Raw genomic sequence first — 26,747 nt, forward strand, 5'->3', positions numbered from 1 at the left:
GTTATGCAGGGAGTATCGAGCGACAGCGGGGCTTAAGGTAAACGTTTATAGCGTAGAAAGGCAAGCTGTGATCCAAAAAGCAGAGTGTTCAACCAGATTAATACAACAAAGCAGTAATAATCACTAAATACCCTTCGAAACACGCAATATGATATGTATGATTTTTGAACGAACAAAGCACAAGATATGCTCCATTGAGATTAAAAATGCGTGAAATCACCACCTGAAGGTCATTTCACGCACAATATCCAGCATTTTTACAGGTTCAAAATTTAGCCGCTTGCGGATTTACCAGACGCGTGCAGCGATATCCACCACCAGTTTCAGTTTTTCCCACTGCTGCGCTTCGGTCAGGCTATTACCTTCTTCCGTTGACGCGAAGCCACACTGCGGGCTCAGGCAAATCTGGTTAATGTCCAGATATTCAGCCGCTTCAGCGATCCGCGCTTCAACGGTTTTTGCCAGTTCCAGCTCGCCGGATTTGGTGGTAATCAACCCCAGAACCGCCTGCTGATGACCCTTTTTAATGAAACGCAGTGGCTCGAAACCGCCTGAACGTTCATTGTCATATTCCAGGAAGAAGGCGTCGATATTCACCCCGCCAAACAGAATCTCTGCCACCGGCTCATAGCCACCTTCAGAAATCCAGGTTGAACGGAAGTTACCGCGGCAAACATGCAGACCAATCACCAGATCGTCCGGTTTACCGGCGATGGCTTTGTTGAGCACGTCAGCGTAAGTACGTGCTAACGCTTCCGGAGAGTCGCCACGCTCGCGGATTTGTTTCTTCTGATCTTCAGAACACAGATACGCCCAGACGGTATCGTCGAGTTGCAGATAACGACAGCCGGCATCGTAAAACGCTTTAATCGCGTCCCGGTAAACCTGTGCCAGATCGTCAAAATAGTCTTTCAGATCAGGGTAAACGTCTTTGCTGATGGCGTTACGGCCACCGCGGAAATGCATCACGCTCGGGCTCGGAATGGTCATTTTCGGCACCGCCGTTCCGCTGATGCTTTTCAGAAAACGGAAATCTTCCAGCATCGGGTGCGAACCAAAACCGAGTTTGCTCACCACTTTGATGCTGCGCGCTTTTGTCTGTACGCCGTTGAACTGGATCCCGTGAACCGCATCGTAACCTTCCACCCCTTCCAGACCTTCGAAGAAGTCAAAGTGCCACCACGCACGGCGGAATTCGCCATCCGTCACCACTTGCAGACCGGCTTGACGCTGCAAATCCACCACACGGCGGATTTCCGTGTCTTCCACTGCACGCAGCTGCACCGCATCAATCTCACCGTCCTGAAACTGTTTACGGGCTTCTTTGATTGCGGCCGGACGCAGGAAACTGCCAACGACATCAGCGCGGAACGGAGGGGTGGTACGTTGCATGAGAACTCCTTATGGCATCACGCCCCTGGCGGAATGCGAATGATTTACAAAGTAAATAATTACGTTGCGTTATTTATAGACATCTGGATGTCTAAACGGCTTTAAGGCCATACTGTCATGCAGCCTGTTCACCTACAACAGAGGAATTTTCATGGGACGTGAAATAAATTCATGATCACGAGGCGACTTCACTCCATAAACAGAAATGAAAAAGCCTGCTATCGGCTGATAACAGGCTTTAGGGAAATTACAGAAATTAAGGTTTTACGGAGACCGGGGAGTCTGCCCCCTGAGGAACAATCAGTTTCGGTGCCAGAGTAAACATAAACCGGGTGCCGACGCCGACTTCGCTGAGAACTTCGAGTTTCGAATTATGGTGGCTGAGCGCATGTTTCACGATAGCAAGCCCCAGCCCGCTGCCGCCGGTCTGGCGTGATCGCGCCTTATCCACACGGTAAAAACGTTCGGTCAGACGCGGTAGGTGCTGCGGCGCAATACCCGGCCCGTTGTCGCTTATCTGGAACTGCGCGCCGTGCGGGATTTGCTGCCAACTGACTTCAATCCGTGTACCCGGCGGGGTGTGATTCACGGCGTTATACACCAGATTCGACACCGCACTGCGCAACTGATCTTCGTTGCCAAAGACTTTAAGCTTTTCGTTTACGCGAAACACCACCTCATGTTTCCCACCGCTCAACGTCTGCACTTCCCGCTCAAGCATGCTCAGCATCAACGGAATATCGACTTTCTCGTGCATATCGATATTGGCGGATGCTTCGATTTTCGAAAGAGTCAGCAGTTGTTTCACCAGCCCGTCCATTCGCCGCGTCTGTTCCTGCATCGTATCCAGCGCTTTGGTGCGGAACGGCTCTTCCAGCTTGGCGTCTTCCATCATTTCCAGATATCCCTGCAACACCGTCAGCGGCGTACGAAGTTCATGGCTGACGTTGGCAAAGAAGTTACGTCGCGCGCCTTCGAGCTGACGCATCTGCGTTACGTCACGCGCCACCATCAAAAGCTGCCCCTCGGAATACGGCATCACGCGAAACTCGACGTAATGTTCATTATTAAGTTGAAGGTTCAGGGCACGGCTGAAGTCACGGGTCTGGATCCAGGTGCGGAATTCCGGATAACGCAGCAGGTTAAAAATATGCTGCCCGTTATCTTCCGGCCAGCGGAAACCGAGAAGATCCTGCGCCAGTCCGTTACACCAGAAGATATTGCCTTCTTCCGTCGTCAGAACCACTGCATCCGGCAGCGATTCAGCTCCGCTGCGGAAACGTTTGATCAATTGACCTAATTCACGACGACGTCGCCGGTTGCGCACCTGCATCTGGTTCAGCCCGTAAAACAGCGGTTCCCAGCTCCAGCGCCCGTTCGGCGGGGTGATGCTGCGGTCAAGCCACAGCCAGTGAGAGAGTTTAAGCTGGTTGTAATAATTCCAGCCCAGCGCCGCGACGAGCGACGCAAAGAGGAGCCAGCCGAAATGGCCGACGAAAATTCCGAGGATCAGCGCTGGCAGGCAAAAGAGAAAAAACTCACCGGCCAGACGTTTCCATGACAAACGTTCTAACACACAGATTCTCCGCTGTGGGGGACTCAATAACGCGTTGAGAAACGATATCCGGTACCACGAACAGTCTGGATCATTCTGTCATGTCCGCTGGTTTCAAGCGCTTTACGCAAACGACGAATATGCACGTCAACCGTGCGATCTTCCACATAAACGTTAGTGCCCCACACGTTATTGAGCAACTGTTCCCTGCTGTAAACGCGTTCAGAGTGGGTCATAAAGAAGTGTAATAACTTAAATTCGGTTGGCCCCATATCGAGCGCCTGCTCGTTGGCCATCACCCGGTGAGACGATGGATCCAGACTCAGCCCCTGCATGTCGATCACTTCCTCGACCGCCATTGGCGAAATCCGGCGCATCACCGCTTTAATACGGGCAACCAGTTCTTTGGGTGAAAACGGTTTGGTGATGTAATCATCGGCACCGACTTCCAGGCCGCGCACCCGATCTTCTTCTTCACCGCGGGCGGTCAGCATCATCACCGGAATTTCGCGTGTCAGCGCTTCACGTTTAAGGTGCTTAATAAACTGAATACCGGAACCGCCGGGTAACATCCAGTCGAGCAGGATCAGTTCAGGGTAAGGTTCAACTAACTGGCCAATCGCTGAATCAAAATCTTCAGCTTCTACTGCCTGATATCCATTCTGTTCCAGTACAAAACACACCATTTCACGGATTGGAGCTTCGTCTTCAACCACCAATATACGTCTAGCCATCGTAGGTCCTGCCAATAGGTTAGCGATCTTTTATTTGATTGCGGGCGCCATTATGCGTCAGTTTTGTGACAGATTTATGAATGAAAATGATGGTTCATTTAAGGCAAATATGACAGGTAAATTCCTGCCATCCTGCTGAAATTGGTCTGATTTATCGGGGACAGGTTCCCCCGCTGACGTTTATACTTTGCCCCATTGTCGTCATACAGGGTTCACACGGGAGTCTCATGCGCCTGATCCATACCTCTGACTGGCACCTCGGCCAGTACTTTTTTACCAAAAGCCGCGCCGCTGAACATCAGGCATTTTTGCGCTGGCTGACCGGTCAGGTGCAACAGCATCAGGTGGACGCCGTCATTGTCGCCGGGGACATCTTTGATACCGGCTCGCCGCCCAGTTACGCCCGCGAGTTATATAACCGCTTCGTGGTGGAATTACAACAAACCGGCTGTCAGCTGGTGGTGCTGGCCGGAAATCACGATTCCGTCGCCACGCTCAATGAATCCCGCGAACTGCTTTCGTGCCTGAATACGCGGGTGATCGCCACCGTGGGCGAAAAACTGGATGAACAGGTTCTGGTGCTTAACACACGCGAAGGCCAGCCCGGCGCGGTGTTGTGTGCCATTCCGTTTTTGCGTCCGCGCGATTTGCTTGCCAGCCAGGCCGGGCAGTCCGGCAACGACAAACAGCTCGCCTTGCAGGAAGCCATTGCGGCGCATTATGACGCGCTGTATCAGGCCGCGCTGGCTAAACGTCAGGAACTTGGCGTGCCGCTGCCCATTATCGCCACCGGCCATCTGACCACCGTCGGCGTCAGCACGTCTGACGCCGTGCGCGACATCTATATAGGCACGCTCGACGCCTTCCCGGCGCAGGCCTTTCCGCCGGTGGATTACGTAGCACTCGGGCATATTCACCGCGCCCAGTGCGTCGCAAAAACCGAACATATCCGTTACAGCGGCTCACCCATTGCGCTGAGTTTTGATGAGCTCAGCAAAACCAAAAGCGTTTACCTGCTTGATTTCGACGGCGCTACGCTCAACGCCATCTACACGCTGGAAATCCCCGTTTTCCAGCCGATGCAGATCATCAAAGGTTCGCTCGCAGACATAGAAAAACAACTGACGCAATTTGCTGACGGCGATGCCGGTAAACCGGTCTGGCTGGATATTGAAGTCGCCACGCAGGACTATCTCAGTGATATCCAGCGGCGTATTCAGACGCTGACCGCAGATTTGCCGGTGGAAGTCGTTCTGCTGCGCCGCAGTAAAGAACAGCGCATCAGCAGCATCGAACAACAGGAAAAAGAAACGCTCAGCGAACTGAGTGTCAGCGAAGTGTTTGAACGGCGGCTGGCGCAGGAAACCGATCCCGACGAACCGCGTCAGGCGCGGATGCGCACGCTGTTCGCTCAGGTTGTCAGTCAGGTCACCAGCGGCGAGTCCGCAGAGGATGCCGCCCAATGAAAATTCTCAGTCTGCGTTTAAAAAACCTGAACTCGCTGGAAGGCGAATGGAAAATCGACTTCACCGCTGAGCCTTTTGCCAGCAATGGATTATTTGCCATCACCGGCCCGACCGGCGCGGGGAAAACCACCCTGCTCGACGCCATCTGTCTGGCGCTGTATCACCAGACGCCGCGTCTGAACGTCACGCCAAGTCAGAATGAACTGATGACCCGCCACACCGCCGAATCGCTGGCAGAAGTCGAGTTTGAAGTCAAAGGCATTGGCTACCGCGCGTTCTGGAGCCAGCGCCGTGCCAAAAACTCGCCGGACGGCAATTTACAGGCCCCGAAAGTGGAACTTGCACTGCTGGCCGATGGCAAAATTCTGGCCGACAAAGTGCGCGATAAACTTGATGCCATCGCCGAGCTGACCGGGCTGGATTTCGGCCGTTTCACCAAATCGATGATGCTTTCACAAGGCCAGTTCGCCGCGTTCCTGAATGCCGATGCCAACGACCGCGCGGAATTGCTGGAAGAACTTACCGGTACTGAAATCTACGGGCGACTTTCTGAACGCGTGTTTGAACAACATAAAGAAGCCAAAAATCAGCTCGACGGTTTGTATCAGCGCATGGCCGGTATCGAGTTGCTCAGCGAAGAGCAGCGTCAGGCGTTCGAAACGGAACTGGCCGCGCTGAACGCGCAGGAAATTATCCTCAGCCAGCAGGCACTGCAACGCCAGCAGGATCTGAACTGGCTGCAACACTGGCAGCAGGTGCAGCAAAAACATCAGCAATCTCAACAGCAGTTAGCGGCGGCGGAGCAGGAAAACCTCGCTGCAGCGCCGCAGTTGCAACAACTCGCGCGCAGTGAACCGGCTGAAAAACTGCGTCCGCTGCTCAGCGACCGGTTGCGCTGTGAGAAAGAAACGCAGGAGTTACAGCAGGCGCTTACGCAGCTGGTTCAGCAGCAGGAACAACAGGCGGCGCAGATGACGCCGCTGGCTTTGGCGCTGGAACAGGCGAAATCCGCTCGCCAGAAACAGGCCGGAGAGCAGCGCCAGCTCCAGACGCTGATGGACGAAAAAGTTCTGCCGCTGGATAACGAAATTGCCCGGTGGCACAAATCACTGACTGACACGCAGCAGGCCGTCAGTGAAGCACAGAAACAGGCCAGTGAGCACAGCGCGATGCTGGCGAAAATCACCGAAGAGCGCCGGAAGCTGGAGGCACAGAGTCAGCAGCATCAGACGAAACACGCGACGCTGACCGGTGCGCTGCAGGTTCAGCAACAACATCAGGCCGGACTGGAAAAACAACACCCGCTGGCTGCTTTGCAGAAACGACAATATGAACTGGCGCAGCTGCGTCCGGTGCGTCAGCAGCTGTTTTCACTCGCACAAATTTTCCCTCAGCTCGATTCGCGTGTCCGTCAGCAACATCAGGATTTTGCGCAGAATCAGACGGTCATCGCGGAAGAAGAAGAACGCCTTGGCAAAATCCGTCTGCAGTGCCAGAAGCAACTCGAGCATCTGAATGATGTCAAAGCGCGCCAGAAAAGCGAGGAGCTGATCGTCAGCCTGACGGCAGAACGCGCCAATCTGCAAAGCGGTCAGGCCTGTCCGCTGTGCGGTTCCACCTCGCATCCGGCGATTGAAAGCTATCAGGAGATCAAACCGTCTGAAACGGCTCAGCGTGTTGAGAAAATGCAGCTGGAATTCGATGCGGCGAAAGCCAGCGGAATCGAACTGGCGGCAAAGATTAAAAGCCTGAAAGAACAGCAATTGCGCCTGCAAACGCAGCTTGAGCAGGACCAGCAGCAGTTGAACGCGCATCTCGAAAACTGGCAGAAAACCAGCGCTACGCATGGACTAACCTTCACGCTGATGGATGCGCCGGACATTCAGCAATGGCTGGCGTCATGCGATCAGGAAGAACAGCAAACGCAGGAAACCCTTAGTCAGCATGAACAGCTGGCGCGTGCGCTGCAACAGGCGAAAGACGCCCTCAGCGAAGCCGTCAGCGAGCAACAAAAAGTCCAGCAGCAAAGCGCCTTACTGGCCGAGCGTTATATGCTGACGCAAAAAAATCTGTCCACATCGCAGGAACAGCTTGAGCGCCTGCAAACCCAGTTTGCAGTGGGCGAGAAAACGCTGAAAGAACTGACAACTCAGCGCACAGAACTCTTCGGCGACCGTCAGGCCACGCAGGTTCGCGAGCACTTACATCTGCAACAACAGGCCGCCGAAAAAACCGTCAGCGAAGCCGAGACGGCCCTGCACCGGGCGCAGGAACATCGCGATAAACTGGCCGGTCAGCTCGCCAGCACGCAGCTGCAACATCAGCAGTCCACGGCACGTCTGCAACAGGCGCAAACAGACTGGCAACGGGCGCTGGCCGCCAGCGAGTTTGCGGATGAAGTGGCGGTGAAACTCGCCCTTCTCGACGACGTATTACGCCTGCAACTTCAGCAACGTAAAGACCAGTTGCAAAAAAAACTGGCCCAGGCTCAGGCACTGTTAAACGATGCGAATGAGATGCTGGAGAAACAGCAGCGGGCACGGCCTGCGCATCTGAGTGAAAACGAAAGCGATCTCACGGCGCTGATGGCAGAGCAGGAATCGCTGTCACAAAGCCTGAAAGCGCTGCAACAGCGCACCGGCGAAGTGAGTAATCAGCTTAAATTCGACAAGGAACGTAGCGGCAGCCAGCAGCAGTTAATCGTCCAGATTGCGCAGGCGCAGCTGACCTGCGATGACTGGGGTTATCTTAATCAGATGATTGGCTCCAGCGATGGCGCAAAATTCCGTAAGTTCGCGCAGGGGCTGACGCTGGATCATCTGGTGTATCTGGCGAACCGCCAGCTGGAAAAACTGCATGGCCGTTATCTGTTGCAGCGTAAAACCAGCGACGCGCTGGAGTTGCAGGTTGTCGATACATGGCAGGCCGACGCCGTGCGTGATACCCGCACGTTATCCGGTGGCGAGAGTTTCCTGGTCAGTCTGGCACTGGCGCTGGCGTTGTCCGATCTGGTGAGCGATAAAACCCGCATCGATTCGCTGTTCCTCGACGAAGGTTTTGGCACACTCGACGCCTACACACTGGACACCGCGCTGGACGCGCTCGACAGCCTGAACGCCTCCGGTAAAACCATTGGCGTGATTAGCCACGTTGAAGCGATGAAAGACCGCATTCCGGTGCAAATCAAAGTGACTAAGGTGAACGGGCTGGGTGTCAGCCGTCTGAGCAGTGAGTTTAAAGTCCCGTCGCAGTAAACGATAAAGCCGCATGATGGCGTGACATCATGCGGCTTTTGTCTGCCAGACAATTACAACGCGAAACGCGATTGCGGCCACAGCCAGGCTGCACCGCGAACACCGCTGGAATCACCGTGCACCGCTTTGAGGATCGGCGTTTCACATTCGCCGCCAAAGACCCACTGTTTGATCAGCACGGGAACGGTCTGGTACAGACGATCCACGTTGCTCATGCCGCCGCCAAAAACGATGACATCCGGATCCAGAATATTCACCACATTGGCCAGCGCCTTCGCCAGACGACGCTCGTAGCGGCCCAGCGCCAGCTCCGCCGTTTCATCGCCCTGCTCCACAAGCTCAATAATTTCCGCGCCTTTCAGCCGCTGGCCTGACAACCGGAAATAATCTTCCGCAAAACCGGTGCCCGACACAAACGTCTCCACGCAACCGGATTTACCGCAATAACAAGGCACATCGCGGGCAAACTGAATTTCTTCTTCATCCTGCCACGGCAAGGGGTTATGCCCCCACTCTCCGGCATTGCCATTTCCGCCCGCGTGCGCCACGCCGTTAAGCGCAACGCCGGAACCACAGCCGGTGCCGATAATTACCGCAAACACTGTATGACGCGCGGCGCCCGCGCCGTCGGTCGCTTCGGAAACCGCCAGACAGTTGGCGTCGTTGGCAATATGAACTTCGCGTTTTAACAACAGCGCCAGATCTTCATCCAGCTGCTGGCCATTTAGCCAGACCGAGTTGGCATTTTTCACTTTACCGGTAAACGGCGAAAGCGTGCCGGGGATCCCAAGGCCGACGCTGCCGTGCTGGCCGGTGGCTTTTTCGGCGTCCAGCACCAGACCTTCAATCGCTTTCAGCGTGCGTTCGTAATCATTTCTTGGCGTATCCACCCGCTTGCGGAACAGTTCTTTCCCTTCGTCGGATAACGCGATGACTTCTATTTTTGTGCCGCCTAAATCAATGCCAATACGCACGTTTTCTCTCCTTTTTTTGCCGGTAGGGTCAGTTATTTTGAGGTTAAATCAGTGTAGAAGCTCGCTGCTGTCGTCACCAGAATAAGCTGTTATGCAATGTTTCATGCTGCGGTGATTTCTTAACGACGACCGGCGCTCAATTGGTTATCATGCCGCCCTGCATTCATTTAATCAGCGTACCACGAGTGCGCCGGGACAGGGATAACGCCATGTTATGGTTTAAGAATTTGTTGGTATACCGTTTGAGCCGTGAAGTTTCGTTATCTGCTGACGAAATGGAAAAACAGCTCAGCGCTTTCACCTTTACCCCGTGCGGCAGCCAGGATATGGCGAAAACCGGCTGGGTTTCACCGATGGGTTCCCACGGCGGCGACGCGCTGACTCACGTTAACGGCGGTCAGATCCTGATATGCGCCCGTAAAGAAGAAAAAATCCTGCCTTCTCCGGTCATCAAACAGGAGTTACAGGCCAAGATTGATCAGCTTGAAGGTGAGCAACACCGTAAGCTGAAAAAAACCGAAAAAGATTCCCTGAAAGATGAAGTGCTGCACAGCCTGATGCCGCGCGCGTTCAGCCGTTTCAGCCAAACATTCATGTGGATCGACACCGTCAACGGCCTGATCATGGTCGATGCCGCCAGCGCGAAAAAAGCGGAAGACATGCTGGCGCTGCTGCGTAAAAGCCTCGGTTCACTGCCGGTTGTGCCATTAACCATGGAAAGCCCGATTGAACTGACGCTGACCGAATGGGTGCGTTCAGGCCAGACGCCTGCCGGTTTTGCCCTGCAGGACGAAGCCGAACTGAAAGCGATTCTGGAAGAAGGCGGCGTGATCCGCTGTAAGAAACAGGCGCTGGTCAGCGACGAAATCGCTACGCACATTGAGAATGGCAAACTGGTGACCAAGCTGGCTGTCGACTGGCAGGAACGCATTGCTGTTGTTCTGGCCGATGACGGTAGCATCAAACGTCTGAAATTCGGCGACGAGATCCGTGACCAGAACGAAGACATCGATCGCGAAGATTTCGCCGGACGTTTCGATGCGGACTTTGTGCTGATGACCGGTGAACTGGCGGCGCTGATTCAAAACCTTATTGAGGCCCTGGGCGGCGAAGCCCAACGCTAGTTATCCCCTTCATCCTTGAAGCGGCCTCCGCGTTGGCCGCCTTGATGCAACTCGAATGATTTTGGGTATACGGAGTATGAAATAAGAAAAGGCGCTCATTGGCGCCTTTTCTTATTATGCTGTGTCTGAATAATTTATTTGGTCAGATACTTGCAGAGATACGACGTGGTTTCGCCTACCTGCAAATTGAATTCACTTTTACCCGGAATGTAGAAGGTTTCGCCCGGCTTGAAGACCTGCCAATCGGGAGAACCTGGGATCAGCACTTTCAGCGAACCGCTGATGACGGTCATTTCTTCCGGCTTAGCGGTGCCGAAAGTGTATTCGCCGACGGCCATCACGCCGACGCTGGCTGAACCCGTACTGTCGCTGTCAAAACCAATCGACTTAACTTTCCCGTCAAAATACTCATTATTTTTCAACATAGATTGGCCCTTTGCGATAATTTTCAGAGCCCCCATATTAGGGGCAGAAACCTCGTTCTGTCACTGATTATTACCGCTTTATCTGCACCAGACGACACCGCCCGCAAAGCGGCGTCGCTGATTTGATTTTAGCGTCGTACAGTGCCATTGTGGGTGGCTGTCCGCTCCGCAAAAATCCGCTTTAACTCTTAACGTCTAACGTCAGATGATCAGTTCCGCCGCCAGTTTTGCCATCAGCACGTTCGACAACAGAACCGGAATCCTGAGATGCTTTTTCAGCAATTCGGCGTGATGCCGCGTGTAACCAATACAATCGAGCACCACCACTTCCGCACCCTGCTGCGCCAGACGCATCGCCGCTTCGAGTAGGGTCTGGTCATCGGAAATATACGGGCTGGCCACCGCAAAGCACGGCGGTTTGGACAGCTTCCGCCATTTGTCAGACTGCTCGACGATCTGCTCTTCAATCGGCACGACAATTCCGGCGCGATGTTCGCCGACAATCGCGCTAATCAGCGGCGGGATAATCCGGTCAGGCTCCAGCAGAAGCGCATTGCGGGCGCGCAACTTTTTAAATTCGCCGGTACACAGCAGCAAAATGGTCATGCAGCCAAGCGCTTCCAGAACGTCGATTTTTTCCTGTAATCCGCGTTCGACCCGATGTGCCGCCATGGTGACCTGCGAACCGTCCAGTAAACGCGACACCAGCACCGCATCGCCTTCCGCAGGCGCATAACGTTGCTCAATTTGCTCCGTGCTCATTCCGTCCAGCAGCCCCACATGGGTGACTGATTTTGCCGGAAGATGCGCCATCAGCAGCGGCATAATATCGCTGCGCGGTGCCTGTCCAATGGTTAACGTCGCAAAGGTCGTCATCATAAGGCTTACTTCCGGTTTTGCAGATGGCGCAAGCTTCCGTACAGCGACAACAGGAGTTGATATTCGTCAGCATCAAAGAACTGGCACGTACCGCGCCCGAATTCTTTTGCGACTTCCACGGCAAACTTCGCCGCCAGGGCGATATCCACTTCATGGCTCGCGCCGGTACCGCAGCCTGGCACCACAGATTCTGCCGTGATCGCCACGCCTACCACCGGAACGTCGGTCGCTGTTGACGGCTGCAAAATGCTGTTGAGGTGATGAACACCGTTGCCGTATGGCGTGATGTCCTGTGTGGTGATCGGGAAAGTGACCGCCGGCTTACCGCTGGTCATCTCCATAATGCGCACCAGATCTTCGGAAATACGCAGGATGTAGCCCTCTTTCACCGTCGGCGAAATGGCGTAACCCTTGTGATTGATAATGCGGTTGCCTTTGGTGGTGTCTATGGAAAGGATCGCATCAACGCCGTCGACCACTTCGTTGTCATTCATGGTCACGTCGTCGATCGGCGAATCCATGAAATCTACCGGATCGTGCGGGCGGGTTGGCGCGTTCGGGCAGATGTGGGTCGTGATAATGACATCGCCTTCAAGCGTATCGCCTTTACGCTGCATGTCCGCCAGTTTCAGCGCGCAAGTTACCGCAGCAATCGCACCGTCCGCATCGGACACCAGACCAATGCGCGTCGGGCGTGCACCAATCCCGCCCAGACGGCCGATAATCCCCAGAGTCGGCGCAGTGCCGCCGCCGCTTTTTCCTTTGCTGCCGGGCACGGTAATACGGACGAAATCCGTGCCGCCTTTCGGGCCATCCGCACGGTTTGTGCTGGCGATGATGCCCGGATAACCGGCAAATAAATCCACAACATCCTGACCGCTGACGTGTGCGCTATCCATCAGTTCAAATACCGTTAGTGTCTGTTGCAAACTCATCACAAATCCTCTTAAAACTTCGTGACCGGCGCACAGGCGCAGAAGCCAAAACGGTCACGAATGCTGTTCATCATTGGAACAGTCAGTGTTTAATGCTGGCCAGATAACGGCCCTGGTGTTGGCAATAACGCTTTACTTTTTGGCACTGAAAACCGAGGTGAAGAAGCTGTAAAGTGCATCACCAGCAATGAAACCTGCCGCCAGCACTTCCATCGGCGTACGCCCTTTTTCACCCCAGATACGAATAATGATGATGCGCAGCACGATACCGCAGACCACCGCCCAACCCGCCATCACGCTGTTGATCAAAAGCCCGGTCGCCAGCAGTACGCCAAGCTGGCGTTTAGGCCCGCCGATCAGCTGAATCAGCGCGCCCGGAATCGCCCAAATCAGCAGGCTGTGGGCAATTCCCGGTTGAGCGCCCGCCTGTATTGTTTTGGCGTAAACGCGCGCCACCGGTGGCACCAGATCCTGCGCGAAGTAGCCGTAATGGGCGTACCACACCACCGGGATCGCAATGATAAAAGCCAGCAGCGCGGCGAATAACTGAATGCGACGCCCCGTCAGTTCGGTTCGTAAATCTTTGCCATAACCGCGCAGAATAAATCCGGCTTTCAGGTCGAAGCCCATATCGGCAAACGCCGGGCCGGTTGCAGCGGTAAAGCCGGTCAGCACGCAAAGTGCCAGCGGCGGGAACCCAATCAGAATGCCGATAATCAGCGTGATCAGTGCCACGGCAAACGCCGGGAACCAGCCGGAATGCATAGCCGCAATGCCGACGATCAGCTCGTGGAAGAAAGCGGCAAAGGCGGCGTAAGCCACGAACGCAATCAGCATGCCGACGGACATTTCGCTATACAATCCCCCGGCCAGCGCCAGCAGTGCAGCAATCGCGATATAGCCGAATGCGCCCAACCCCAGCGCCGTACGCACTTCTTTCGCCGGTTGGGTAAATGTCGTGCGGGCATCGGCATTTTTGGCGCGAACCACCTGAATCACCTGAATCAGCGAAACCAGCCCCGCGCCGACCATCATGCCGTGCGGAATTTACAGGGCATTGAGATCCAGCCCGGCTACCGGTTGTGCATAAGCGCGGATCAGTAATCCGATGCCGAACATACTGAGCGCCCAGATATTGCCGATAAACGCCGTCCCAAAAGCAGCCATAGGGATTTTCAGCACCGCGCCACCGAGCCCGATCACTACCCCCGCCACCAGCAACCACGCCTGACGCCCGCCGTTATCACCGGCTTTGATGGCTTCAGCCGCCGCCACGCCCGGAGGCCAGGCATTACTGGCCGGGAAAACTTTGGTATCGAAGAGACGGTAAAGCAGATAAGCATCCAGTAGCATCGCGGCGGCCACACCGATAAACATCGGCATAATCAGCTGCGGCTGCCCGAGAACATAAGGCACGGCAATCGGCATCAGCAGGCTGTTTGCTGCGCCAAAAGTTGCGGAAGAAATGACGGTTTGCGCCAGATTCTGGGTATGGATTGAACGGTAGCGCTGAAAAGCCTGCATCGGAATGCGTGCCAGAAGCATGGCAAACAGCGCGCCGATAATAGAAGTATTAGGGGTAACGCCTAACGTCGTTATTAACTGAACCCCGATGATAGCGCCTAAAATAGACAGAATAATCATCACGATGAGCGTGCCAATATCCTTTAGCGGATCTTCCTTATTATCTTTTGATGGTTGGTCTGACATAAGGCCCCTGGTGTTGGCTAAAAGTGAATAACAAAAATCATCCGGATCCGTTACTGGTCATTGCGATGAAAAATCATTGCCAGTACTCATCACCCAATTTTTCGGCGACTTGCCGTGTCACAGCAATCAGCCCTTCCTTTATACCTTGCGGAATATTTTTCCCCCGTTCGGGAGAAGGGAAAGACAAACAAAGTCCTACCGTTTCATTTCGGTGTTTATTAAAAATGCTGGTCGCTAAAGAACTGATGCCCTGAAGCGTTTCATTATTGGCAAACGATAATCCTGTCTGCCGGACTTCCGCCAGCCTGGCCAAAAGAAGATCCATATTTGCGGGGGAATTGACGGAGTTAACCTGATATTCCCCGTTAAAACGCTGAACCACGTCTTCGTCGCTAAAACGCGCGAGGATCGCACGGCCAATGGCGGTCTCATGCGCGGGCAGCAGGCTTCCGGCGGGCGTCACCACTTGTAAATAGGTTCTGCCGGGGAACATCCGCATAACCATGATATCGCGCCCTTCCAGCATCGACACATAGCCAGTGCATTGCGTCAGCTGACTCAGTTGCGTCATATACGGTGAAACGGAATCCACTAACGGCGCGGATAAATAATGGCTGGATACTGCCAGCAATAATTTCCCAATCCGGTATAAGCGGCTGTCCTGATCGCGTTCCAGCAGCCCTTGAGTTTCCATCGTCATCAGTAAACGTGAAACGGTACTTTTCGGTAGTTTTAAATTTTCGACCACGTCACTGAATGACAAGCCGGGATGTCCCTGCCGGATCCCCTGGGTTGAAAATAACTTCAGCACAGCAGCCGCATTTTCTAAAGTGGTCATAAAGGAGTGAGTTCCGTTATATGGAACAGGGTTCCTGTTAAGTTAAATAAAAACTAAAGCTGATACGTATCAGCGTCAAGGCGTTTATTTAACCGTCAGAAGAAGACAACTAAATTAATATGCTTAAAGAAATTCCTAAAGCAATCGAATGACGAGGAGAGGGAAATGAATGCCGAGTATTTATGAAGTGAACGATGTAAAACTCAGCAGATTATTTTGATTAAATATTGCGCAAAATATACAGCGCGATTGAAGCTTCGACCAGAATGATCGTGATCGACCAGATTGCGGGCATGGCTTTACTGTGCTGGTTAAAGAAAGACATCAGGGGTTTCATCATCGGGTCCGTTGTGGGTTTTCAGCGTCATGGCGCTGCGTCTAAGTAATCACCTGAGTTATTAGTTTACGCCCGGTCATACACCAGTACAATACTTAGGCGACTGAGATCCGCATCACGATAAATGGCCCGTTTTGTTTACAGTTTAACGCCGGATTTTAGCCAAAAAAAACGGGCCTCAAAGGGCCCGTCGTAATGACGTTTTACTGCAGATGTCATTTAACGCGCCATCTGCAACGCCAGTGCATCCACGACAGAATTCACCACCTGCGCGGGATCCTGAGTACCATCTACCACGTGGTGAGCGGCTTCCTGATACAGCGCTTCGCGTTCATTCAGCACTTGCATCATTTCTTCGGTGATAGGTCTGCCAGTCAGTGTAGGACGCTGATCTTCCTGCGGGGCATCTTCCAGACGATTTGCCAGCGTCGATGCCGGTGAACGCAGATAAATAACTGTTCCAGCTTCGCGCATAAAGTCACGGTTTTCCTGCGCCAGCACCGCGCCGCCGCCGGTCGCGACCACGGTCAGCGGTGAGCATACCGCTTTCAGGGCTTCAGTTTCACGGCGACGGAATCCCTCCCAGCCTTCAAGGTCGACAATATCCGCTACGCTGAGGCCTGAGGTGCGCAACAGGTACAGATCGGTATCGACAAATTTGTAGCCCAGCGCTTTTGCAAGCTCACTGCCCACTGTCGTTTTACCCGCGCCACGCGCGCCTACCATGAAAATGGGTTGTGTCATTACCGCTATCCTTTATTCCCCGAAAGTCCCGTATCTCACGTGATGAAAATCCATCATCAATATGAAGTCTTTGTCGCAAAAGTCGTCTGGTGTTCTTGCCTTATGCTGTACTCGCGAGATAGTACAACAAAAAAGCCTCACTGGCAGATTTTTGTCACCTGCCGGTGAAGCTTCTGTAGCGTTTTATTTACGCCATTCAGGGCATCATACTGAAAAATCCTTGTAGCGCAATGCCCTGCAAACCGCTCAGACAGCAAGAATATCTAAGTGGCTGTATCAGCGGGGTTTACAGATATACACAATGGCCGGTGGAAAATTCTTCACCACGCGTATTTTTTTCCATGTGAAATAGCGCGACAGCAGTTTCTCAGACATCTGACTGTACTGAAACAGGACCAGCACGCCGTCTTTGCTTTTCAGCTGCTGCTGCGTTTTTTGCAAAATCTTCATGCTGGTTCGCACCGGCATCGACAACAGCGGCAGGCACGAAAACACCGCGTCGTAATCCGTGCTCATGTGTTCGGCAGAATGCGCCATCACCTGAAAGCGTCGGTCTTCCATCTGATTAAGCTTACGGACAAACGCGGGCTGTATTTCAAACGCTTCCAGCTTCGCATCCGCGCGCATCCTGCTGAGGATCCTCCGGGTCAGCACGCCATCTGCGGCGCCCAGCTCTGCGATATCAAGCGACGTCGTCCAGTCAATCTGGCTCAGCATCGCATGACACAACCATGGCGAGGATGGCATCAGCGTCCCCATCGTCCGTGGTGAAGTAATAAAATTCTGCAGATAAAAAAACTGGTTCTGAAGCGAAAGACCGGTGTTCTTAATTGTCATTCTTGCGGCATTCAACATATTAACTCCTCCTGAGGAATCAGACCCCCATTAAGCCAAAAAATTCTTAAGAAATGATTAATAAGAAAAATAAACGTTTGCAATTTTTAGCTCATAAAAATCACATGGGATGATTCTCAAAAAATGTCGAAAAATAACAGAGGTGGCACAAATAATAAAAAGGCCAATGTCAGGTGACATTGGCCTTCTCACTCGTATTGACTTAATAACGTCTTAATAAAAAGTTTCAGTTATCAGCCGATAATCTATACCCAAAATAATTCTAGTTGCTTGAAGGCGGCAAGGCCGTGAATTCCCAGGCGCTTACTCAGGTCAGTGACTGGGGTGAACGGGTGCGGCCAACGCGTAAGCAGCTTGAAGTATGACGGGTATAAATCTTATTTATACAGCTCAACGTTAGCACGGGTCAGGCTGGAATCGCCGGGAGTACCGGCACCGACTACGCGGTAATGTGTCGCGCCTTTATCGCTGGCGATTTGGTCTAGCTGGTCATGCAGGCTGCCAGGGACGGTATTTGACGCACTCACTGAAACCATACCCAGTGACTGGTAGTTACCACTTTGCGCCTGCATTTCTGAGATAGGCGAGGCGGCAAGTGCTGAGAATGAAGCGACGGTAATTACAGCTGCAGTGAACATAGGTAAGAGTTTCATAATACGCACCTTTCTTTCGTTAGTTTCGTTAATTAATGGAGCGGAAGTCATCCGTTGAATTAATTATCGGCGAATCAATGAAAGCGGACGTAATGCAACGTAAAGAAGTTTAACCATTGTGGTAAAAATAAGGAGAGAATGAAAGTAAACATTTCCTGCCAGATAACTGGCCGAAAATCAAAGATATTTAATGGAGAAAGTATGGAGAGTTTTCAAAGTTATTTATAACCCGGACAACATTCGCACAAATCGACTAGGGAGTGCAATCGCTGTTATGATTATTTTTTAGGGTTTTACCTGTCGCCGTGATCACCTGCACAGCCAGGGCGACAAAGGAACGGTTTTCGCGTGCGCGAAAGCTGATTTTAACAACAAAATTCCCCTGCATCTTCCCTGCGGAATGATGACCGGGACATAAGGGAGTATTTATGGCGGGTGGCAGCCTTCTGGCCTTGATCGACGATATTGCATCCATACTTGATGATGTAGCCGCAATGAGTAAGGTCGCGGCAAAAAAAACAGCCAGTGTGTTGGGAGACGATCTGGCACTGAACGCGCAACAAGTTTCCGGTGTTAAAGCCGACCGGGAATTGCCGATTGTCTGGGCCGTGGCAAAAGGTTCGATGGTCAATAAGGCCATTCTGGTACCGCTGGCGCTGCTGATCAGCGCGTTCATTCCCTGGGCAATTACGCCGCTGCTGATGATTGGCGGTGCGTACTTATGCTACGAAGGCTTCGAGAAAGTCGCGCACAAACTGATGCCCGGCGATCATCACGAAGAGAAAACGGTCACACCGCAGGTAAAAGATGAGGCCGATGCCAAAAAACTGGAGAAAGAAAAAGTAAAAGGTGCCGTGCGTACCGATTTCATTCTTTCTGCTGAAATCATCGTGATCTCGCTGGGCATCGTATCATCCGCGCCGTTTATCAATCAGGTCACCGTTATGGTGCTGATTGCCGTCGCCATGACCGTCGGCGTTTACGGGCTGGTCGGCGCGATTGTCAAAATTGACGACGCCGGTTTGTATCTCAGCAAGCTTTCAGGTGAAAGCAGCGTGATGAATGGCGTACGTGCGTTTGGCCGCGTCATTGTGAACGCCGCCCCGTGGCTGATGAAAACGTTGTCTGTGGTCGGGACTGTCGCGATGTTCCTGGTGGGTGGCAGCATCATCAGCCACGGTTTGCCGTTTATGCACAGCCTGATTGAGCCCCTGACGCACGGCCATGAGAGCTGGATCAACACGCTGATTACCGGCGCAACAGATTTAGTCGTCGGGCTGATTGTCGGCGCCGCCGTTCTGGCGCTGGTGATGCTCGGACAAAAGATGTTTGGGAAGAAATAAAGAAGCATAACTCTCGCCCTCCCTTTCCGCGGAGGGCGAAACTCCCTTCATTTCCCTTATCCCTTAGTCGCCACCAGCATCATAATATCGCTGGTAAATGTGCCGTCGGGCTGGATTTCAAAGTGGCGGACCACGTCGTCCGACATCACTTTTTGCAGTTCGCGGATGGCGACGGCGAAATGCTCTGGCGTGCGCATGCGGGCAATCCAGCTGGTGAATTCCAGCGGCAGGCGGTCGGCGGTGACTTCACCGGCAATTAGCCCGGCACCGGACGCCATTTCCAGCCATTCGCCCGGAGAATAGTTGCGGACGTGGGAGGTATCGCGCAAAACCTCGACCGTTTGCAGATAGATATCCAGCAGCGGATGCCCCGGCGACACAACGTCCATCATGATAAATTTTCCGCCCGGTTTCAGCACTCGCGCCACTTCACGCAGCGCCTGCCCGACATCGTGCCAGTGGTGCGCGGAATACCGGCTGATGATGATATCCGCGCTGGCGCTGGCGAAAGGCAGCGATTCTGCCACACCCTGCTGAGTAGTGATATTTTCCAGCTGCTTATCTTTCGCGGCCTGTGCTACCACGTCCAACATTTGCGCCGACAAATCATAGGCAATCACATTTTTTACGGCGCGCGCCGCAACAAAACTGGCGTGCCCTGCGCCGCAGCCCAGATCAATGATCTGCGCATCTGGGAATGGCGCCAGTAAAACGGCCAGACGTTTTAAATCCGCGCCCTGCGCATGAACGGCGCTGGTCAGATAATTTTGCGCCTGCGAACCAAATTGCTTATCAACCGCCTGACTGTGTGTATTTGTTGTCATTTTCATTGCTCCTGTTTGCCTTATTATTTTGGGGAAAATGCCGGTTTCAGATGACCTCAAAATCACTATAGGCATTGTTCTATACGGGTACAATATGAGCATTTATACTGGTATGAGTTACTTCCTGCCTGAGAAAAAATATGATTGATAACGCAGAGTCGCTCAGCGGCCCGGGAGCCCTGGGCGCCTTTTTACGTACACACCGCGAACGCGTCACGCCGGAAATGGTGGGCCTTCCCGGTTCTGCGCGGCGCAGAACCAGCGGGCTGCGGCGCGAGGAGCTGGCACAAATCAGCGGTATCAGCGCCACGTGGTATACCTGGATTGAACAGGGCCGAGATGTGTCGATTTCTGCCGCCACGCTGGACAGGCTGGCGAAATCCCTGCAAATGGAACCGGCCGCCCGCGAATATCTGTTCAGTCTGGCGTCAGTGAAAGATCCGCTTGCCGTGCCCCTGTCGGGCGCGCCGGATGACAGCCTGAAGAATTGCGTCAGTCAGATCGCCGGCCCCGGCTATCTGCTCGACAGTTGCTGGAATGTGCTGGCGTGGAATCCCCCCGCAGGCGCGTTATTCAGCGGCTGGCTGGGAACGGTTGAACAGCCTAATCTGCTGGATTTTATGTTTCTGCATCCGCTTGCACGCCAGCTGGTACCCGACTGGGCAGAACGCGCGAAACGCGTGGTGGCAGAATTTCGTGCGGAAACCAGTCATTACGCTCATTCCGACGCTGTGCGTCAAAAAGTGATCAGCCTGCGCGGGCAAAGCAGCGAATTCAATCAGTGGTGGACGCAGCAGGAAGTGCTGGCGCGCGAAGGCGGCGCGCGGCGTTTTAACCACCCGCTCAGCGGCGAAACCGGTTACCAGCAGCAAACGTTTTTTCCGGCGGGTTACGCCGATTGCAAACTGGTGATGCTGGTACCGGAAAGCTGAATTGCGCTGACGGACAGACTGCTGTTTTTTCTCATTTATTCGGCCTTAACATCAATTGACATCCGGCAGCCTGATATGTGAGGCTGATTTGATTAGTTTCACAGATGATTTCCGGCCGCAGGACAACGCAGATGATGACACGCCAGATTTATCAGGATGAAAAGATTGAGATCCGTATCGCAACCGAGCTGGAAGCGATCACGCATTTTGCTGCCGTTCAGGCTTCCGTCGCCGAGATTGGCGAGTGGGAATCCTGGTGTACGGATAAATACTCGCTGGAAGACAGCCGGAAATATCTGACCGACTGTGAGCACAAACGTCATCGCGGCACAGAATTCAATTTCTGCCTGTTTGAACGCGCCACCGGCCATCTGATTGGCAGCGTGGGCATCAACCGGATCAATCAGGATTATAAGTTTTCTAATCTCGGCTACTGGATCCGCACCGGTTACACCGGTCAGGGGCTGGCCACGCTGGCGGTCAGAGCCACGGCGCGCTTCGCGTTTAAAGAGCTCGAACTGACACGACTGGAAATCGTCGCGATGGACGGCAATGACCGCAGCCGCCGCGTCGCGGAAAAAGCAGGTGCGACGTCCGAAGGTTTGCACCGCAACCGGCTTTATTATCATGGTCAGCCACGCGACGCCTGGATGTATTCCCTGATCCCCGGCGATCTCTGAGGCTGGCTCCACAAAAAAGATAAGGCAACAGAACATGACTTTCTCTACCCATACCGTTTCTACCGACTGGCTGGCGAAGAATCTGAATTCACCGGACGTGGTCATTATCGATTGCCGTAAATCGAAACCGGGCATTACTCCACCGATTGATTTTCATGGCAAATATCTTGAGGCGCACATTCCCGGCGCCATTTATGTCGAAGTCGACAGTATTTCCGATTGCACCACCGGCCTGCCACACATGATGCCGACGGCGGAAGAATTCTCCGCGTCGATGAGTCGTCTGGGCGTGGCAGACTCGCAAACCATCGTGCTTTACGATGAAGGGGATTTGTTCTCAGCGCCGCGTGTCTGGTGGATGCTGACCAGTTTCGGCGCGAAAAGCGTGCGCGTGCTCGATGGCGGGCTAAATGCCTGGATTGCCGAAGGTAAACCCACTCAGAGCGGCGAACACACCCGCGTGCCGTCGACGTTTAATGCCAGACTGGTACGCCCGGTCGTCGCCAACGCGCAGCAGGTGAAAGATGCGATCGGGAAAGTGCAGATTATCGATGCACGCTCACAGGCACGTTTCAAAGCCGAAGCGCCGGAACCGCGTCCAGGGCTGCACGGCGGGCATATTCCGCAAAGCCTCAGCGTGCCGTTTACCGAGCTGACGAAGGATGGCCATATGAAGTCGCCACAGGAACTGAAAGCCGCGTTTGAACAACTGGGCGTGGATCTGAATAAGCCGGTAATCACCAGTTGCGGATCCGGCGTAACGGCGGCGGCGCTGGCCTTCGGTCTGGACGCGCTGGGCGTTAAAGATGTGCTGCTGTACGACGGATCATGGGCTGAATGGGGCGATGTGAACGAAGATTTCCCGATAGAAACGCACTGATCTCCGGTTGAATCTGACACACTAAACCGGACATTTCTGTCCGGTTTTAGCTGACTGATTCCGGTATCAGCTCACGCACACCAAACTCTTCTGCAATTCTTTTCATCTGCCGGATCACTTCATACGCCGGTCGCGGCACCTCGGTAAACGATTCGATCAGTAACGGTTTACTCACCGCTTCACGGGAAACTTCATGTAATGCCTGTCTCAGCATCGCCAGATGTTCAGGGGATGTCAGCGCGGACGTGATCAGCGGAAGCCCCGGTACGGCGGCGGTTTGTCCCACAACGACCAGTCCGCTGACCCGTTCCGGATCGGTGCGGCGCAGAAGTTCGAGTGTCACGCAGTCAATCGCCGCAATATCGGCTTTATGCTGCTTCACGAACAGAAGTGATTCGAGATGGCTGCCGGTAGCCAGCGCCTCAGAGAAGAATTTTCCGTTTTCTGCCAGCGGCGCAACCAGCGCACGCAGGCTGTTGTAACCCGACTGGGAATCGGTGCTGTTGAAAGCCAGTCTGCGGTGGCGAAAGCTGGTGAGATGTAAGCCGCTGTGTTCTTCACGGGCCAGCAAAAAACTGCGGTAGCGAAAACCATCACAACCGGGCGCACGGTAACTGAATGTGCCAACCAGTTGCACCTCTGGCAGGCTTTCCACCAGCGGGAAGCCGCAGGTCTGGCTCAGCAGCAGATCTTTATTTTGCCAGTGCGCCAGTAAATCCGTCGGCCAGCTCAGTGAAACCGGCAGCGGCATCATGCCCAGACGCTTAAGTTTGCCCAGTAACGCAACGGTGAAAATTTCCACGTCCAGCGGGGAAATGGCGTACATCGGTAAAGACATCAGCATGATCTGGCAGCTCCGTCAGGGGGGATCCTGCTGATAATCATAGTCGCTGTGACCGTTTTCTGCTGCCGGTTCTCCCGCAGCAAACGGATGCATTTCCACCGCGACCGGCGCGCGTGTATGCTGCCGGAACCACTCGCGGTAGCCTTTTACCACAAACCCTTCGCTGCGCCGGATATACGCATCGCGGTCGGCAATATACACCTGCCTCAGCGCAAACCACGGCACGCCCGGCAAATCGTGATGTACCAGATGATAATTGAGATTCAGAAACAGCAGACGCCAGACAAATCCGGCTTCGTTGAGCGTGGAACGCGCTTCGGGTGAGTGTTCAGCGCGATGCTCGTAGAAGGAGCGCACTTTCGTCAGGCTTAACGCCGGATAGCTGATTGCCAGCACAAACCAGCCCGGAGACAACCCCTGCCGCGCCATCCAGACCAGCAACAGCGCCAGCAAAATTCCGTGGGTCAGCCACATCGCGACGGTACGCCATTCGCCGCGGAAAACCGCCATCAGCGTTCCGGTAAGCGTGCTGAAAATATCCAGCATCGGGCCAAGTATCATCCTGCCAGGCAAGGTATTGCGCAGACGGACGACGAACATCATACCGGGCGTCAGGCTTTCCCAGTTTCTGCAGCTGAAATAATAGGCTTCGGGATCGTCACCGGGGAACGTCAGATGTTCATTTTTGTGGTGCTGCAAATGCGTGTCGCGGTAAAGCCCGTAGGGATACCAGACCGCCAGCGGCAAGGTGCCGAGTAGCTGGTTCAGCCAGGCTTTACGCGTGGGATGACCGTGAATGAGTTCGTGTTGCAACGACATATACCAGGCGGTAAACCAGATAAGCGCGGGCGTGCCGAGCCACGAGCCAAGGCTGTTCCAGAAGAACACCACGGAAAACCAGCCGCCGTAAATGGCAGAAATCAGGCACCACGTCGGTATCTCCAGTCGCCACCAGAGGCTGCGGGAACGCGCTTTAATATCGCCCCGTTGCTGCGGGCTGAGATAGAAAGAAGAGGACGCCATAATGTGCCGGAGTAAGAAAACTTCGGCACATTATCGGATGACTATTTGCTGCCGCTAACTAACTTAAAACACTATCTATTGCCAGTTAGCGGCTAAGGCGGGTTCAGCCCTGCAAATCTTTATGTATGGCTTGAGTGAACTGATCCATCGGGCAGAAGCCCTGCTTATCCACTTTACAGCCGTCGATTTGCAGCGTGACGCGCTGAGGAGGATTCTTCAGGCTCAGAGCCACGTTGTTGCGGATCTGATGCGCCGTCGGATAAACGTATTCTATCTTCATCAGATCTTTATCCGCTTTCTTGTCATGCCACCGCTGGAAAACCACCGTGCCGCTGATTGGCGTACGTTCAAATTGCCCCGGCAGTGTGTAATCCTGCGTTTTCAGTGCCGCAAGCAATGAAGCGATGTTCGAATCATGCCCGACCAGCAGAGCCAGTTTTGCCTGCTGCGCAGCTTTCTCATCCGCCGTCGAGGCCTGTTTCGGATTAAGCGCGCCGGAGATGAACGTCAGCAAAGGTTTCGCCGCATTGGCGGCAATCGCCGGAGAGCCAAACAACGTTTCGTGATAAAGATTTTTGATGGCTTCCAGTTTCGTCCACTGTTCGTCGGTACTGATTTTCCCCCACGCCACGTCCTTCATCGGGTAACCTTCGTAATATTGCAGCATGAACGCATCCGCCGCGCCGGTTGCCATACGTAACGGTCCGGTAATGCCCGGTTCTTTACCCTGCGTGAGCACCACGTCCGAAGATTGAGACGCCAGATCACACTGCTGTTTCTCTTTGCAGATTTTGCTGTTTTTGTAATCGAGAATATTTTCGAGCAACGCATAGTTTGGCTTCAGGCGCTGATTCAGCCCCGGCAAACCGCCCTCGCCCGCATGCTGACTGATGGAGTTCAGCGCACTGGTTTTGAAGCTGTCATTCACTTCAGCGGTAATAATCGGGTTAAACACCGGATCCATTTTGCCAATTTCTACACGGTTAATAACCTGAACATCACAGCCGGGAAACGCACCCGTGGTGATATGTTTCGCCGTGTCGATCGTGCGCGGCAGGCTGTTGGCATAAGCGAAAACCTGCTCGGATTGCGGGCATCCTGTATCTGGCAGGAGTTTGTCTTTTGCCAGCCATGCGCGGAGGTAATGCCCCATATGCTCGGAGATTTGGCCGCCTTTCGGGGTCAGCAATCCCCCTTCCGTTTTCCAGACCGGCCACGTATGTGTGGTGGATTCCGCCAGCACATCACCATAATTCACCAGCGGCGCACGGATGCCGTGGCGGCTGAGAACAAGCACCTGTTGTAATTCAAGGTTATCAGATTGAGCAGCCTGAGCGGCGGGCAGAGAGAACGGTAATAAGCAGGCAAGTGCGGTTAAGGCGAGAGTGCGCGATGTTGTTGTTTTCACGAATGATCCTCTTTATGAATATTCCCTGAAATAGAAAAGCGCCGCACTCATTCTGCGTTCAACAGATTGATAAGTGCAGCGAATTTTCAGCATAGGTGAATATTGAGAAAAAGAGGGAGATCGTGCTCACAACCCCGGCCTGCATTGTCACAAAAGTGTAACAATGCAGAGTATCAGAACTGATACCTCAGCCAGGCAAAGAACACATTCCCGTTGTTGTAGGTTCCCGGAATATACGTGGCCTGGAAAGTCAGCTTGTTATAACCGATGGAGGCCAGCGGTAAAACGATAGGAATAGGAATATATTTATAATCATCGCGCGCCGTCACGGCAGCGGTATAACCCAGACCTAAACGAAAATCTTTATCCTGCGCAGGCGTCCATATTTTCTCCCAACCATAACCTCCGATCGGCTCCCATTTATTATGCGAGTCTTTAAACGCCATAAAATAAATGCCGTTCCAGTTCCCTTTGTTATCATAACGGGAAATACCATAACCTCCGCCCCAAGGGCGCTCGTTATATTTATCGGTTTTCTCTTTATCGTAAGTCAGGCGGTTATGCCAGGTGATGACCGGCAGATATAAATCCTGAGAATCGGAATCATTCCACGTAGTGGAAACCTTGTCTTTGAAATCAGACCACAAACCGGGAATGATGGATTCTTTTTGAGGTGCGCCGGAGCCACTGACAGGCTGAGTGCTATAGCTGGCAGCAAAAACCGGTACACAAAATGCGAGAGAAACGGTGAGACTAAGATCCCTGAATATTTTCTTTACTAACATCTTTTTTAATAACTCCCTGACGTAATGCTCGTATTATAACTGACTCTTAACATCATGGAATTAAACGTAATTAAAACAGGAAGGCACACAAGGTTAATTAATTGAAATTACTGATGTTCGCACTTTAATTATGAGAGTAATCCTATGAATATA

The 26,747-nt window shown here is 53.3% G+C and carries 23 protein-coding genes and 1 pseudogene; 7 read left to right on the top strand and 17 right to left on the bottom strand.

Annotated elements, in window-relative coordinates; genetic code table 11:
• Positions 1 to 288 precede the first annotated feature (288 nt).
• The 3 genes from ACLBVC_RS03175 to phoB form a co-directional block, all read right to left on the bottom strand.
• A complete protein-coding gene (locus tag ACLBVC_RS03175; RefSeq protein ID WP_410147997.1) occupies positions 289 to 1,392 on the bottom strand; it encodes a cobalamin-independent methionine synthase II family protein in 1,104 nt (367 codons plus the stop codon).
• Between the two features lie 256 nt (positions 1,393 to 1,648).
• On the bottom strand, positions 1,649 to 2,968 hold the full coding sequence (gene phoR, locus ACLBVC_RS03180; protein ID WP_410147998.1) for a phosphate regulon sensor histidine kinase PhoR: 1,320 nt from the start codon (positions 2,966 to 2,968) through the stop codon (positions 1,649 to 1,651).
• 23 nt (positions 2,969 to 2,991) lie between these two features.
• A complete protein-coding gene (phoB, locus tag ACLBVC_RS03185; RefSeq protein WP_013576682.1) occupies positions 2,992 to 3,681 on the bottom strand; it encodes a phosphate response regulator transcription factor PhoB in 690 nt (229 codons plus the stop codon).
• A 227-nt stretch (positions 3,682 to 3,908) separates the two neighbouring features.
• Here phoB and sbcD point away from each other — a divergent pair, with 227 nt between their 5' ends.
• Positions 3,909 to 5,147: an exonuclease subunit SbcD gene (sbcD, locus tag ACLBVC_RS03190; RefSeq protein WP_410148000.1), complete on the top strand. Its 1,239-nt coding sequence runs from the start codon at positions 3,909 to 3,911 to the stop codon at positions 5,145 to 5,147.
• The gene (sbcC, locus tag ACLBVC_RS03195) at positions 5,144 to 8,401 is read left to right on the top strand and encodes an exonuclease subunit SbcC (protein ID WP_410148002.1); all 3,258 of its coding nucleotides are present in this window, start codon (positions 5,144 to 5,146) and stop codon (positions 8,399 to 8,401) included. Before sbcD ends, sbcC begins: the two co-directional genes overlap by 4 nt.
• A 53-nt stretch (positions 8,402 to 8,454) precedes the next feature.
• Here sbcC and mak read toward each other — a convergent pair whose 3' ends face one another.
• Complete coding sequence (mak, locus tag ACLBVC_RS03200; protein WP_410148004.1) at positions 8,455 to 9,375, bottom strand: fructokinase; 921 nt, start codon at positions 9,373 to 9,375, stop codon at positions 8,455 to 8,457.
• A gap of 209 nt (positions 9,376 to 9,584) precedes the next feature.
• On the opposite strand from mak, the gene rdgC reads away from it, so the two are divergent.
• A complete protein-coding gene (gene rdgC / locus ACLBVC_RS03205; protein WP_410148006.1) occupies positions 9,585 to 10,499 on the top strand; it encodes a recombination-associated protein RdgC in 915 nt (304 codons plus the stop codon).
• A gap of 134 nt (positions 10,500 to 10,633) precedes the next feature.
• Here rdgC and ppnP read toward each other — a convergent pair whose 3' ends face one another.
• The 8 genes and pseudogenes from ppnP to ACLBVC_RS03245 all read right to left on the bottom strand — a co-directional run bounded on the left by ppnP (position 10,634) and on the right by ACLBVC_RS03245 (position 17,875).
• Positions 10,634 to 10,924: a pyrimidine/purine nucleoside phosphorylase gene (gene ppnP / locus ACLBVC_RS03210; RefSeq protein WP_101075794.1), complete on the bottom strand. Its 291-nt coding sequence runs from the start codon at positions 10,922 to 10,924 to the stop codon at positions 10,634 to 10,636.
• A gap of 201 nt (positions 10,925 to 11,125) precedes the next feature.
• Positions 11,126 to 11,803: an AroM family protein gene (locus ACLBVC_RS03215; protein ID WP_410148008.1), complete on the bottom strand. Its 678-nt coding sequence runs from the start codon at positions 11,801 to 11,803 to the stop codon at positions 11,126 to 11,128.
• 5 nt (positions 11,804 to 11,808) lie between these two features.
• Positions 11,809 to 12,738, bottom strand: a complete 930-nt coding sequence (locus ACLBVC_RS03220) for a DUF1177 domain-containing protein (RefSeq protein ID WP_410148010.1) — start codon at positions 12,736 to 12,738, stop codon at positions 11,809 to 11,811.
• 132 nt (positions 12,739 to 12,870) lie between these two features.
• A pseudogene (locus ACLBVC_RS03225) lies at positions 12,871 to 14,448 on the bottom strand (OPT/YSL family transporter).
• A 73-nt stretch (positions 14,449 to 14,521) separates the two neighbouring features.
• A complete protein-coding gene (locus ACLBVC_RS03230; RefSeq protein ID WP_410148011.1) occupies positions 14,522 to 15,286 on the bottom strand; it encodes an IclR family transcriptional regulator in 765 nt (254 codons plus the stop codon).
• Between the two features lie 556 nt (positions 15,287 to 15,842).
• Positions 15,843 to 16,367, bottom strand: coding sequence for a shikimate kinase AroL (gene aroL / locus ACLBVC_RS03235; protein ID WP_410148012.1), 525 nt, complete (start codon positions 16,365 to 16,367; stop codon positions 15,843 to 15,845).
• 276 nt (positions 16,368 to 16,643) lie between these two features.
• On the bottom strand, positions 16,644 to 17,222 hold the full coding sequence (locus ACLBVC_RS03240) for a class I SAM-dependent methyltransferase (RefSeq protein ID WP_410148013.1): 579 nt from the start codon (positions 17,220 to 17,222) through the stop codon (positions 16,644 to 16,646).
• A gap of 377 nt (positions 17,223 to 17,599) precedes the next feature.
• Positions 17,600 to 17,875 carry a YdgH/BhsA/McbA family protein gene (locus ACLBVC_RS03245; protein ID WP_410148015.1) on the bottom strand — a complete coding sequence of 92 codons (276 nt, stop codon included), beginning with the start codon at positions 17,873 to 17,875 and terminating at the stop codon, positions 17,600 to 17,602.
• A 428-nt stretch (positions 17,876 to 18,303) separates the two neighbouring features.
• Here ACLBVC_RS03245 and ACLBVC_RS03250 point away from each other — a divergent pair, with 428 nt between their 5' ends.
• Positions 18,304 to 19,218 carry a DUF808 domain-containing protein gene (locus ACLBVC_RS03250; RefSeq protein WP_410148017.1) on the top strand — a complete coding sequence of 305 codons (915 nt, stop codon included), beginning with the start codon at positions 18,304 to 18,306 and terminating at the stop codon, positions 19,216 to 19,218.
• A gap of 56 nt (positions 19,219 to 19,274) precedes the next feature.
• Here ACLBVC_RS03250 and ACLBVC_RS03255 read toward each other — a convergent pair whose 3' ends face one another.
• A complete protein-coding gene (locus ACLBVC_RS03255) occupies positions 19,275 to 20,042 on the bottom strand; it encodes a class I SAM-dependent methyltransferase (RefSeq protein WP_410148019.1) in 768 nt (255 codons plus the stop codon).
• A gap of 140 nt (positions 20,043 to 20,182) precedes the next feature.
• Here ACLBVC_RS03255 and ACLBVC_RS03260 point away from each other — a divergent pair, with 140 nt between their 5' ends.
• From ACLBVC_RS03260 to sseA, 3 genes are all read left to right on the top strand, one after another.
• Positions 20,183 to 20,974 carry a helix-turn-helix transcriptional regulator gene (locus ACLBVC_RS03260; RefSeq protein ID WP_410148020.1) on the top strand — a complete coding sequence of 264 codons (792 nt, stop codon included), beginning with the start codon at positions 20,183 to 20,185 and terminating at the stop codon, positions 20,972 to 20,974.
• Positions 20,975 to 21,105: 131 nt separating this feature from the next.
• Positions 21,106 to 21,654 (top strand): GNAT family N-acetyltransferase, encoded by a 549-nt coding sequence (locus ACLBVC_RS03265; protein WP_410148021.1) that lies wholly within the window; start codon positions 21,106 to 21,108, stop codon positions 21,652 to 21,654.
• Positions 21,655 to 21,688: 34 nt separating this feature from the next.
• Positions 21,689 to 22,534: a 3-mercaptopyruvate sulfurtransferase gene (gene sseA, locus ACLBVC_RS03270; RefSeq protein ID WP_410148023.1), complete on the top strand. Its 846-nt coding sequence runs from the start codon at positions 21,689 to 21,691 to the stop codon at positions 22,532 to 22,534.
• A gap of 46 nt (positions 22,535 to 22,580) precedes the next feature.
• Here sseA and ACLBVC_RS03275 read toward each other — a convergent pair whose 3' ends face one another.
• The 4 genes from ACLBVC_RS03275 to pagP form a co-directional block, all read right to left on the bottom strand.
• Positions 22,581 to 23,378: a phosphate/phosphite/phosphonate ABC transporter substrate-binding protein gene (locus ACLBVC_RS03275; RefSeq protein WP_410148024.1), complete on the bottom strand. Its 798-nt coding sequence runs from the start codon at positions 23,376 to 23,378 to the stop codon at positions 22,581 to 22,583.
• A gap of 15 nt (positions 23,379 to 23,393) precedes the next feature.
• Positions 23,394 to 24,401 carry a fatty acid desaturase gene (locus tag ACLBVC_RS03280; RefSeq protein WP_410148025.1) on the bottom strand — a complete coding sequence of 336 codons (1,008 nt, stop codon included), beginning with the start codon at positions 24,399 to 24,401 and terminating at the stop codon, positions 23,394 to 23,396.
• Positions 24,402 to 24,504: 103 nt separating this feature from the next.
• On the bottom strand, positions 24,505 to 25,809 hold the full coding sequence (gene agp / locus ACLBVC_RS03285) for a bifunctional glucose-1-phosphatase/inositol phosphatase (RefSeq protein WP_410148026.1): 1,305 nt from the start codon (positions 25,807 to 25,809) through the stop codon (positions 24,505 to 24,507).
• A gap of 173 nt (positions 25,810 to 25,982) precedes the next feature.
• Positions 25,983 to 26,594: a lipid IV(A) palmitoyltransferase PagP gene (gene pagP, locus ACLBVC_RS03290; protein ID WP_410148027.1), complete on the bottom strand. Its 612-nt coding sequence runs from the start codon at positions 26,592 to 26,594 to the stop codon at positions 25,983 to 25,985.
• Positions 26,595 to 26,747: the final 153 nt, after the last annotated feature.

It is taken from the genome of Rahnella selenatireducens (assembly GCF_046449555.1).
GTDB classification, from domain to species: Bacteria; Pseudomonadota; Gammaproteobacteria; order Enterobacterales; family Enterobacteriaceae; genus Rahnella; species Rahnella selenatireducens.

What these genes read in the sequence shown, in the direction of transcription:
- ACLBVC_RS03175 (WP_410147997.1), bottom strand. Translation starts at nt 1,392, where the DNA reads ATGCAACGTACCACCCCTCCGTTCCGCGCTGATGTCGTTGGCAGTTTC.
- sseA (WP_410148023.1), top strand. Translation starts at nt 21,689, where the DNA reads ATGACTTTCTCTACCCATACCGTTTCTACCGACTGGCTGGCGAAGAAT.
- ACLBVC_RS03230 (WP_410148011.1), bottom strand. Translation starts at nt 15,286, where the DNA reads ATGACCACTTTAGAAAATGCGGCTGCTGTGCTGAAGTTATTTTCAACC.
- sbcD (WP_410148000.1), top strand. Translation starts at nt 3,909, where the DNA reads ATGCGCCTGATCCATACCTCTGACTGGCACCTCGGCCAGTACTTTTTT.
- ACLBVC_RS03240 (WP_410148013.1), bottom strand. Translation starts at nt 17,222, where the DNA reads ATGTTGAATGCCGCAAGAATGACAATTAAGAACACCGGTCTTTCGCTT.
- aroL (WP_410148012.1), bottom strand. Translation starts at nt 16,367, where the DNA reads ATGACACAACCCATTTTCATGGTAGGCGCGCGTGGCGCGGGTAAAACG.
- ACLBVC_RS03215 (WP_410148008.1), bottom strand. Translation starts at nt 11,803, where the DNA reads ATGATGACGACCTTTGCGACGTTAACCATTGGACAGGCACCGCGCAGC.
- ACLBVC_RS03280 (WP_410148025.1), bottom strand. Translation starts at nt 24,401, where the DNA reads ATGGCGTCCTCTTCTTTCTATCTCAGCCCGCAGCAACGGGGCGATATT.
- sbcC (WP_410148002.1), top strand. Translation starts at nt 5,144, where the DNA reads ATGAAAATTCTCAGTCTGCGTTTAAAAAACCTGAACTCGCTGGAAGGC.
- ACLBVC_RS03255 (WP_410148019.1), bottom strand. Translation starts at nt 20,042, where the DNA reads ATGACAACAAATACACACAGTCAGGCGGTTGATAAGCAATTTGGTTCG.
- ACLBVC_RS03260 (WP_410148020.1), top strand. Translation starts at nt 20,183, where the DNA reads ATGATTGATAACGCAGAGTCGCTCAGCGGCCCGGGAGCCCTGGGCGCC.
- pagP (WP_410148027.1), bottom strand. Translation starts at nt 26,594, where the DNA reads ATGTTAGTAAAGAAAATATTCAGGGATCTTAGTCTCACCGTTTCTCTC.
- ACLBVC_RS03245 (WP_410148015.1), bottom strand. Translation starts at nt 17,875, where the DNA reads ATGAAACTCTTACCTATGTTCACTGCAGCTGTAATTACCGTCGCTTCA.
- ACLBVC_RS03250 (WP_410148017.1), top strand. Translation starts at nt 18,304, where the DNA reads ATGGCGGGTGGCAGCCTTCTGGCCTTGATCGACGATATTGCATCCATA.
- ACLBVC_RS03265 (WP_410148021.1), top strand. Translation starts at nt 21,106, where the DNA reads ATGATGACACGCCAGATTTATCAGGATGAAAAGATTGAGATCCGTATC.
- rdgC (WP_410148006.1), top strand. Translation starts at nt 9,585, where the DNA reads ATGTTATGGTTTAAGAATTTGTTGGTATACCGTTTGAGCCGTGAAGTT.
- ACLBVC_RS03275 (WP_410148024.1), bottom strand. Translation starts at nt 23,378, where the DNA reads ATGCTGATGTCTTTACCGATGTACGCCATTTCCCCGCTGGACGTGGAA.
- ppnP (WP_101075794.1), bottom strand. Translation starts at nt 10,924, where the DNA reads ATGTTGAAAAATAATGAGTATTTTGACGGGAAAGTTAAGTCGATTGGT.
- phoB (WP_013576682.1), bottom strand. Translation starts at nt 3,681, where the DNA reads ATGGCTAGACGTATATTGGTGGTTGAAGACGAAGCTCCAATCCGTGAA.
- ACLBVC_RS03220 (WP_410148010.1), bottom strand. Translation starts at nt 12,738, where the DNA reads ATGAGTTTGCAACAGACACTAACGGTATTTGAACTGATGGATAGCGCA.